This window comes from Candidatus Villigracilis saccharophilus (genome assembly GCF_016711665.1).
In genome coordinates, this window is record NZ_JADJSO010000071.1 from 90,414 (window position 1) to 98,864 (window position 8,451).

Below are 8,451 nucleotides of genomic sequence, written 5' to 3' on the forward strand. Positions count from 1 at the left end.
GATTAAGATTTTTGTAAAAAACGAGCCAAAACCAAATGCCGAATTCCATAATTGCGGGACATTCCGTACTATGACATCCATCGTTTCAATTGACATAGAGACCACAGGTCTCGACGAAAACCGCGAAGCCATTATTGAAATCGCCGCTGTGAAATTCAACGGCCGCCGCGTGGAAGATGAATTCTCGACGCTCATCAACCCAGGCAAAGCCATTCCAGAATTCATTACTGGCTTGACCGGCATTGACAACGCCATGGTGCGTCAAGCTCCGCGCCTGATCGACATCAAGCAGGAACTTTTAGATTTCGTCGGCGACGCGCCCATCCTCGGGCATAACGTCAAATTTGACATTGGCTTTCTACGCAAAGCGGGGCTGTTCCCATATCACCAAACAATTGACACGTACGAACTGGCATCCGTCCTAATGCCTACAGCAAGCCGCTATAACCTCGGTTCACTTGGTCAACAGCTTAACATCCCCCTCCCCGCCACACACCGCGCCCTGGACGATGCACGTGTCACACAAGCCGCTTATGTGCGCCTGCTTGATATTGCGAAGGAACTTCCGTTGGAAACTTTGCAGGAGATCGTTGAGCTTAGTAATTTTGTGGATTGGGATGCAGGCTGGGCGTTCGAACAGGCACTTCAAGCCAGAGCCAAAGAGGGTATCAAATCCAAGTCGACAAAAAGTACTTCTGTTCCAGCGCCTAAACCTGTTTCAACAAAAAACGATAGTTCTCCCATTGAGAATAACGAAAAGCCAATTCCACTTGACCCCGAAGAGATTGCCTCTGTTTTGGAGTACGGCGGTCCGTTTTCCCAATACTTTGAATCCTACGAGCATCGCCCGGAACAGGTGGATATGCTCAAAGCGGTGGCTAACGCCCTCTCGAACGGCAACCATTTACTGGTCGAGGCTGGAACGGGTGTCGGCAAATCGTTCGCCTATCTGGTTCCGGCTGCCATATTCGCAGTACGGAACAATACCCGTGTGGTCGTATCTACGAACACCATCAACCTGCAAGACCAGCTCATCAAAAAAGATATCCCCGACCTGCAAGCCGCATTAAGTTTGGATGTACGTGCCGCAGTACTCAAAGGCCGCTCAAATTATCTCTGCCCTCGCAGGCTACAATTTATGCGTCAGCACGGTCCAAAGGATGCGAACGAAATGCGGGTGCTGGCAAAACTCATCGTCTGGAAATTGGAAAACGACAGCGGCGACAGGAATGAATTGAATTTAACGGGTCCGATCGAACGCGAAGTGTGGAGCAGGCTTTCCGCCGAAGATGATAACTGCACCACCGAGACCTGCCTTGGACGAATGAGTGGAACCTGTCCGTTCCACCGCGCCAAGCAAGCTGCGCTGGGCTCACATTTGTTGATCGTGAACCATGCGCTTCTGCTTTCTGATGTTTCAACTGGCAGCAAGGTTCTACCCGAATATGATTATGTGATCGTGGATGAAGCACATCACATGGAAAACGCTGTAACAAGCGCGCTTTCGTTCCGCATGACCCAAAATGATCTGGAACGGATGTTGAAGGAATTGGGCGGATCCTCCGCAGGGCTGCTCGGCAGATTGCTGACTGAAACTCACGACGCGCTTCGCCCCTCTGACTTTGGATTGCTCCAACAAAAAGCAAAACACGCCACCGACCAAGCATTCCGCCTCGAACAAATCACCCGTGAATTTTTCAATGTGCTCGGTGATTTTATCTCCATACAGCGTGAGGGGCAGCCGTCCAGCAATTACTCATGGCAGCTGCGCATTGTGCCCGCCTCACGGACCCTGCCCGGCTGGGACAACGTAGAGATCATGTGGGATCAGATCAGCGAGACGATGGGACTGCTCCTAAAGACTCTTGAAGAGATTTACAGGGCGCTTGGCGATGTGTATGCAGAAGGTCATGAAAACGTTCAAGATGTAATGGGAAATCTTGGCAGTCTAATGCGCCGAATGGCAGAAGCCGAGGCTGCGTCTTCCGGGATGATGAGTAAACCATCCAATGATCTAATTTATTGGGTCGAAGTAAATCCGCGCGGAGAGAGACTGTCATTGAACGCCGCTCCTCTGCGCGTTGGCCCACTGGTTCAAGAACACTTATGGCACAAAAAAGCCTGCGTTATCATGGCATCTGCCACGCTAACCACGCATGGCGAGTTTCGCTATCTACGTAACACACTGTCCGCAGACGAGGTAAATACACTCGCGCTGGGTTCACCATTCGATTACGAATCAAGCACCCTGCTCTATGTTGCCAATGACATGCCTGAACCAAATGCGCAGGGATATCAACAGGCGCTTGACCGAGCCATCATCTCCACAGCCAAGGCTACCGGTGGCAGGATGCTCGTATTATTCACATCCTATGCGGCACTCAAGAAAACTGCGCAAGCCATCACCGGTCCATTGGGACGAGAGGATATTTTCGTATTTGAACAAGGCGAAGGCGCATCGCCAAACGCATTGCTCGAATCTTTTAAATCAACAGAGCGCGCCGTATTGCTAGGCACGCGCTCCTTCTGGGAAGGCGTGGATGTGCCTGGTGATTCGTTATCAGTCGTGGTCATCACCAAACTCCCGTTTGGAGTACCCTCCGACCCGATCATCGCGGCGCGTTCTGAGCTATACGAAGATTCGTTCAATGAGTATTACCTGCCCGAATCGATCTTGAAATTCCGCCAGGGATTTGGCCGCCTGATCCGCTCCGCATCAGACCGCGGTGTCGTCGCCATTCTGGACAGACGCGTGCTAACAAAGCAGTATGGCAGGTTATTCCTGGAATCACTTCCGCAATGTACAGCCAGGCAGGGTGCAACTGCGGGGCTGGCGAAAATGGCGGGGGATTGGCTGGGCGTGTAGTATCCATGCCAAACAGTTACTTTATTCTCTTTGAAGTTGTCATCTATATCCAATTTGCGCTTTGCTTCCACCACGCGCTGAAGCGCGGCGCCCCCAATCTGCTTAAATTAATAGCCGGCACAACATTCGGAGTTCTGCTGGAACTTGCCACCATCCGCCAATTAAATGCATACCAATATGGGCAATTCATGCTTATGGTGCTGGATGTTCCGCTTTGCATTGGCGTCGCATGGAGCAGTATTATCTACGCCGTCATGGAATTCTCAGATGGCAGCAACCTGCCCTATTTCACCCGCCCCGTACTCGACGGTTTGCTCGCGCTAAATATCGATCTGGCAATGGACACCATCGCCATCCGCCTCGGCTTTTGGGATTGGGGACAGGGCTTGAATTTTCAATATTTCGGTGTTCCCTATGCAAACTTTTGGGCGTGGTTCTGGGTTGTTTCATCATTCTCATTTGGATACCGTCTCGTGGCACTCCGTAGTGATTGGATCGGACGGTGGCTGCCCTCGTTCTTTGGGATCATCATCGGCTTGTTATGTGTGATGTTCACCAACGCCTTCATCACCTTCATCATTCCCTTTGATTACCACACCCTGACCATTGCCCCGGTATTGATCGGCGCGCTCTTTGTTGTGATCGTTTCACGGCCGCGCTTTTATCAAACCCCGATCGATCCATTGGCATTTTGGGTTCCGTTCCTCTCCCACTTCTATTTATTGATCGCCGGGCTGATCTCTGGCGTCATTCTTGATCCTCCCGCGCTATTATGGATCGCCTTGTCCATGTTTGTCCTTGCACTGATTCTGCATAAACCTTCCATTCAACACATATTCTTACGAGAACTAAAATAAAAAGAGCCGCATCATCAGAAGCGGCTCTTTTCTCACTACAACTTTGGCAAAACAATCGATTGCTGGTTTTGGTACTTGCCCTTCTTATCCGCATATGACGTATCGCATTCTTCATCTGCCTCAAAGAAAAGAACCTGTGCCAACCCCTCATTGGCATATATCTTCGCAGGCAGCGGTGTGGTATTGGAGATCTCAAGCGTTACAAATCCCTCCCATTCAGGTTCAAAGGGAGTCACGTTCACAATGATCCCGCACCGTGCATAAGTGGATTTGCCCAGACAGATCGTCAACACCTTGCGCGGGATGCGGAAGTATTCGATCGTGCGTGCCAGGGCAAACGAGTTCGGCGGAACTACGCACACATCCCCGACAAAATCAACCATGGATTTAACATCAAAATTCTTCGGGTCAACCGTCGCAGAAAATACATTTGTAAATATCTTGAACTCATTTGCAACACGCACATCATATCCATAGGAAGACACGCCATAAGAGATCACTCCCTCGCGGACTTGGTTCTCCACGAACGGTTCGATCATTTTTTGTTCATGCGCCATCTTGCGGATCCAGTGGTCAGGTTTTAATCCCATCTTTCTCTCCTTGGTCAGATTGTGTATTGAGTATAAAAACTGTCACCATTTTATAACAAAAATGTAAACCTACAATCCCCAAATTCTGGTATAGTATCGCCGTCACAGCAATTGACTTATTTCAAATTTTTCAGGAGATACCGTAAAATGAAGAGGATCGTTATTTTTCTAGGCAATGAGATTTTGCTCGGCATGTTGATCACTGTTTTGAGCGTTTTCACAGCCTTAGCCAGCTATCAGGGCGCTTTGGCGGATGGCAATCAAAATGACGCCGAAATCAAAGGCATGCAAGCACTGAATGATGGCAACGCTGAATATCTCACCGAAAATCAGAATATTTCACAGGACTACAATTACTACGATAACTGGTACATCAATCAGGACACCAATCCTGAGGCGGCAGACTACTACCAGTTCAATTTCTCGCAACAGCTACAGGACGCCATTGCCCGCGACCCCAATGCCGTGTGGGACGATCAATATTACACGGACATGGCGGTCACCTCCAGCGAGTTCTTCAGCACTTCAGAGTCTGAATTTATCCTAGCGACAAATTGGAACGAACGCGGCGATCACCTTCAACTGGTGCTGACCATCATGGCAATTGGACTTGCTTTTGCAGGCTGGGCATCCATCAACAAGGAAGAAAGCAACCTGCGCGGATTCTTCTCGCTGTTCTCCATCATCACCCTGGTCATCGGCTTGATCTATTACTTCGCAACACCGATCGTTGCTGGTTAGATATTGCGGCTTATCAACAGACCCGTCCTTAAAGGGATGGGTCTGTTCTTTTTAAATGGGCTTCCTAACTCTTTTTTGTACAGGTATAATCCCAACATGGCAAACGACACCTATCAACACTCCATCCATGAATGGCGCAAAGAACGCGACGAAACCATCCGCAAGGAAAATGGATGGATCGCGTTAGCAGGCTTGTACTGGCTGAAACTTGGAAAAAACCAACTTGGCTCGGACCCCAAATCCGAAATTCTACTTCCGGCGCGCATCCCCGCCAATATCGGTCATCTTGAATACAACGGCAAATCCATTTCATTGCGTGCCAACCCCGGCCAAAAAATTGAGGTGAACGGCCTTGATAAAGATTTCGCCGTCCTTCAGCCAGACATCTCCGAAACGCCAAGTTTTATTAAATTACAGGATGTCCAACTCGTGGTCATTCAACGTGGAAATAAATTTGGTGTCCGCATTTGGGATAATCAACGCGAAGAAAGGCGATCCTTCCCCGCCCGCACCTGGTTCGACATCGATGAAAATTTTCGCGTCCCTGCGACATACACAGCTTATGACCGTCCCAAGATGTCCTACTTCCCGGATGTGGCAGGTGATAAATCAGAATTCCCTGTTGAAGGCTATTTATCCTTTCAATACAATGAAAAATCATACCAGCTTGATGTAAATCAGGAAGATGACGGCACATTCTTTATCCGCTTCTCAGACCTAACCAGCAAAGATGAAACCTACCCCACCGGCCGCTATCTTGTCACAGATAAGGATGCCGACGGTCATATATTCATAGATTTCAACAAAGCCTACAACCCACCCTGCGCCTTCACAGATTTTGCCACATGCGTCTTCGCTCCCGAGCAAAATCATCTGGATTTCAGAGTAACAGCCGGGGAAACACACTCACATCATTAAACAAAATCCGCCGTTCATCACGGCGGATTTTTTATTAAAAATGTCGTTGCGAGGGTAGTGCTTTCATACCACACTTGACTAAAACATTCCCATCAAAGCTTCTGGCACCCAAAACTTCCCCAGTCCCATAAAAGCCAAAACAATCGAAGTGACCAGTATTGCCACACCTACTGCGATCAAGACTCTATCCCGCGTCTGATAGGTCAGCACGTCCAGCCAGGTGCGCGGACCAACGCCAAAGGCACGCAGATCCATCGCGTCAATAATATCTTCACTGCTGATGATCGCATGAATGGTCACGGGCACAACAATTGGGCCCAATTTCCGTACCTGCGCAATCAAACCGCCGTTGATCTTCTCAAGTTCATAGCCGCGCGCCCGCTGGGCATCCATTGTCAGTTGGAAATCCCTGCCAAAGGTCGGGATGAAGCGCATGGTCAAATCCATGGCGTAGGCAAATTTATCGGGGAGACGCAGCCCTTTAAACGTGATCCCATATAAGGCGGGGTTGAGCGAGTAAGGGATTAAAACAGTCATCACCGCCATGCTGGATGCGCGCACCAGTTGGCTCAATGCGTAGAATGACCGTTCAACAGTGACCTTCAAAACAGGAGTCCAGCCGAGGATGGAAAAAGGCGCTCTAAACTCGCGGATCAAATGTTCCTCTGCATACACTTCCGTCCCGCCGCGGCCTGTAAGAAAGGTTAGTATCGAGAAGAAAAAAACAAGGACAATAATGAACAAAAATGCGCGGCGCACTTCATGCCATTTCACGCCAGAGGTGAGCAAAGAAAACATGGCTATGGCAAAAAAGGGAAGTAAATAACGCACATCCCAAAATGAGAGCGTGGAGAAAAGAAAGCAAAGAAAGAAGATGACCCACGCGCGCGGATCAAAACTTTGGATGAAGGAATTTTCACGTTTACGATAACGCCAAGCAACAAGCATGATTCACCATTATATCGATGAAGATCCCTTAAAGGACCTTTTGAAACCTTAAGGGCCTCGTAATGACAAACTAACGACCAGACTGTCTGCGAGTGGAAGTGTACGCAACAACCAGCATCGGAACAAGAATGGCGGCGAAGATCAGGTTGGGACCAGCCGCGGGCAGGAATTGTCCAACGATGGTGGCAGGCAGGCTCAATCCGTTGATGACAATATCGGAAAGCGAAGCAAAGAGAAGCCCGACAATGTTGCCCAACATACCCCATGTGACTGCGGTCGCGACATCTTCATTACTCTTGAAGAAATAACGAACGCCGAAAATCAGGGCAAAGCCGATCAGGATCGCGATACCTGCAAAGAGAGAAATCTGCGCGTCGCCGAAAATACCGTTTTCCACATCAAAATAAAGCATATTGGGCATACTGCGATTCATGAAGAATAACAAGGCGGTAATGACAGCCAATGCGCCGCTGACATAAAGCACTGTGTCCATGCTCTTCTTCTTATCAGAGAATAACATCCACATGCCAGAGACGAAACCGATCAAGCCGTTGCCAATGCTCCATTGCGGAGAAAGGCCAAAGCCCGTGAGCGCATCGCCGAACATGTTGCCAACTGCACCCGTGAAGAAACCAACGATGGGTCCAAATGCAAAACCAAAGAACATTGGGATTGCGATCGCGGGGCGAAGCGCAACCTGGCTCGCGGAAGGAACAACGAATACGGTGCCATTGAACAGCCATGAGAACACAGCATACAACGCCGCACCGATGGCCATCCACACTACTTCGCGTGTTCCAACTTCCCAGGCTTTGTTGGCTTGTGTGGCAAAGTACACGCCGAACGCGATGGCAATGCCAACCACAACAAACACAAAGCGGGAAACCACACTAGCCTGATCTACTGGAAAGATTTAAGAACAGCTCCTTCAGCAGGCTCTCCCGGGCCAAGCACGAACATAACAACAGCAAACAAGGCAAGTACTAACAACTAATAGAATTAATACATTGGTGAATTTCTTATCCATCTTACCTTCTCCTTTTTGTTTTTTTGGAGTGTGACAGAACCTATGGCGCTCCAATTTTAAATATGTGCCAATGCCTCGCTCTCACGAAACGTCCCGTCGTGCCGAGTCGCTTGAGGTTGAGAGCCAGCAATGAGGTCGGAATGATGCGGTTGGCTTTGAAGTCGATCAAAGTCGCGGAGCACATCCTGCGGTTTGCCATCTGCAATCAGCTTTCCATCCGAAATGATCAAAACACGATTGGCGTAAATTGCCGCGAGGTCAACATCGTGCGTGATAAAAATGATGGCTTCAAAAGCAGGCATTTGCAAGATCGAATCCATGAAGTTCATGTAATTCTGATAATCCTGCCCGGCAGTCGGCTCATCCATCACAAGGATACGCGAACGCATTGCAAGAATGGCCGCAATGCTCACGCGCTTCTGCTGGCCGAATGAAAGCGCCAGCGGCGGGTCTTTCTCTTTTTCAACCAGGTTAACGATCTTTAGCGCCTCTTTCACCTCCAGT

8 protein-coding genes are annotated in these 8,451 nt (G+C 49.2%); 4 read left to right on the forward strand and 4 right to left on the reverse strand.

The window, feature by feature from the left end; all coding sequences use genetic code 11:
• Positions 1-70: 70 nt before the first annotated feature.
• Positions 71-2,866 (forward strand): helicase C-terminal domain-containing protein, encoded by a 2,796-nt coding sequence (locus IPL17_RS22550; RefSeq protein WP_345309342.1) that lies wholly within the window; start codon positions 71-73, stop codon positions 2,864-2,866.
• Between the two features lie 5 nt (positions 2,867-2,871).
• Positions 2,872-3,723, forward strand: a complete 852-nt coding sequence (locus IPL17_RS22555) for a carotenoid biosynthesis protein (protein ID WP_345309343.1) — start codon at positions 2,872-2,874, stop codon at positions 3,721-3,723.
• 35 nt (positions 3,724-3,758) lie between these two features.
• Here IPL17_RS22555 and dcd read toward each other — a convergent pair whose 3' ends face one another.
• Positions 3,759-4,313 (reverse strand): dCTP deaminase, encoded by a 555-nt coding sequence (gene dcd / locus IPL17_RS22560; RefSeq protein WP_345309344.1) that lies wholly within the window; start codon positions 4,311-4,313, stop codon positions 3,759-3,761.
• Positions 4,314-4,460: 147 nt separating this feature from the next.
• Between dcd and IPL17_RS22565 the strand changes: the two genes are divergently transcribed.
• The gene (locus IPL17_RS22565; RefSeq protein ID WP_345309345.1) at positions 4,461-5,054 is read left to right on the forward strand and encodes a hypothetical protein; all 594 of its coding nucleotides are present in this window, start codon (positions 4,461-4,463) and stop codon (positions 5,052-5,054) included.
• Positions 5,055-5,150: 96 nt separating this feature from the next.
• A complete protein-coding gene (locus tag IPL17_RS22570) occupies positions 5,151-5,972 on the forward strand; it encodes a DUF1684 domain-containing protein (protein ID WP_345309346.1) in 822 nt (273 codons plus the stop codon).
• Positions 5,973-6,050: 78 nt separating this feature from the next.
• On the opposite strand, the gene IPL17_RS22575 is transcribed toward IPL17_RS22570, so the two are convergent.
• The 3 genes from IPL17_RS22575 to IPL17_RS22585 all read right to left on the reverse strand — a co-directional run.
• Positions 6,051-6,920 carry an energy-coupling factor transporter transmembrane component T gene (locus IPL17_RS22575; RefSeq protein WP_345309347.1) on the reverse strand — a complete coding sequence of 290 codons (870 nt, stop codon included), beginning with the start codon at positions 6,918-6,920 and terminating at the stop codon, positions 6,051-6,053.
• A gap of 70 nt (positions 6,921-6,990) precedes the next feature.
• Positions 6,991-7,809: an ECF transporter S component gene (locus tag IPL17_RS22580; RefSeq protein WP_345309348.1), complete on the reverse strand. Its 819-nt coding sequence runs from the start codon at positions 7,807-7,809 to the stop codon at positions 6,991-6,993.
• Between the two features lie 194 nt (positions 7,810-8,003).
• Positions 8,004-8,451 (reverse strand): energy-coupling factor ABC transporter ATP-binding protein (locus IPL17_RS22585; protein ID WP_345309349.1); only part of this gene is annotated, 448 nt, incomplete at its 5' end.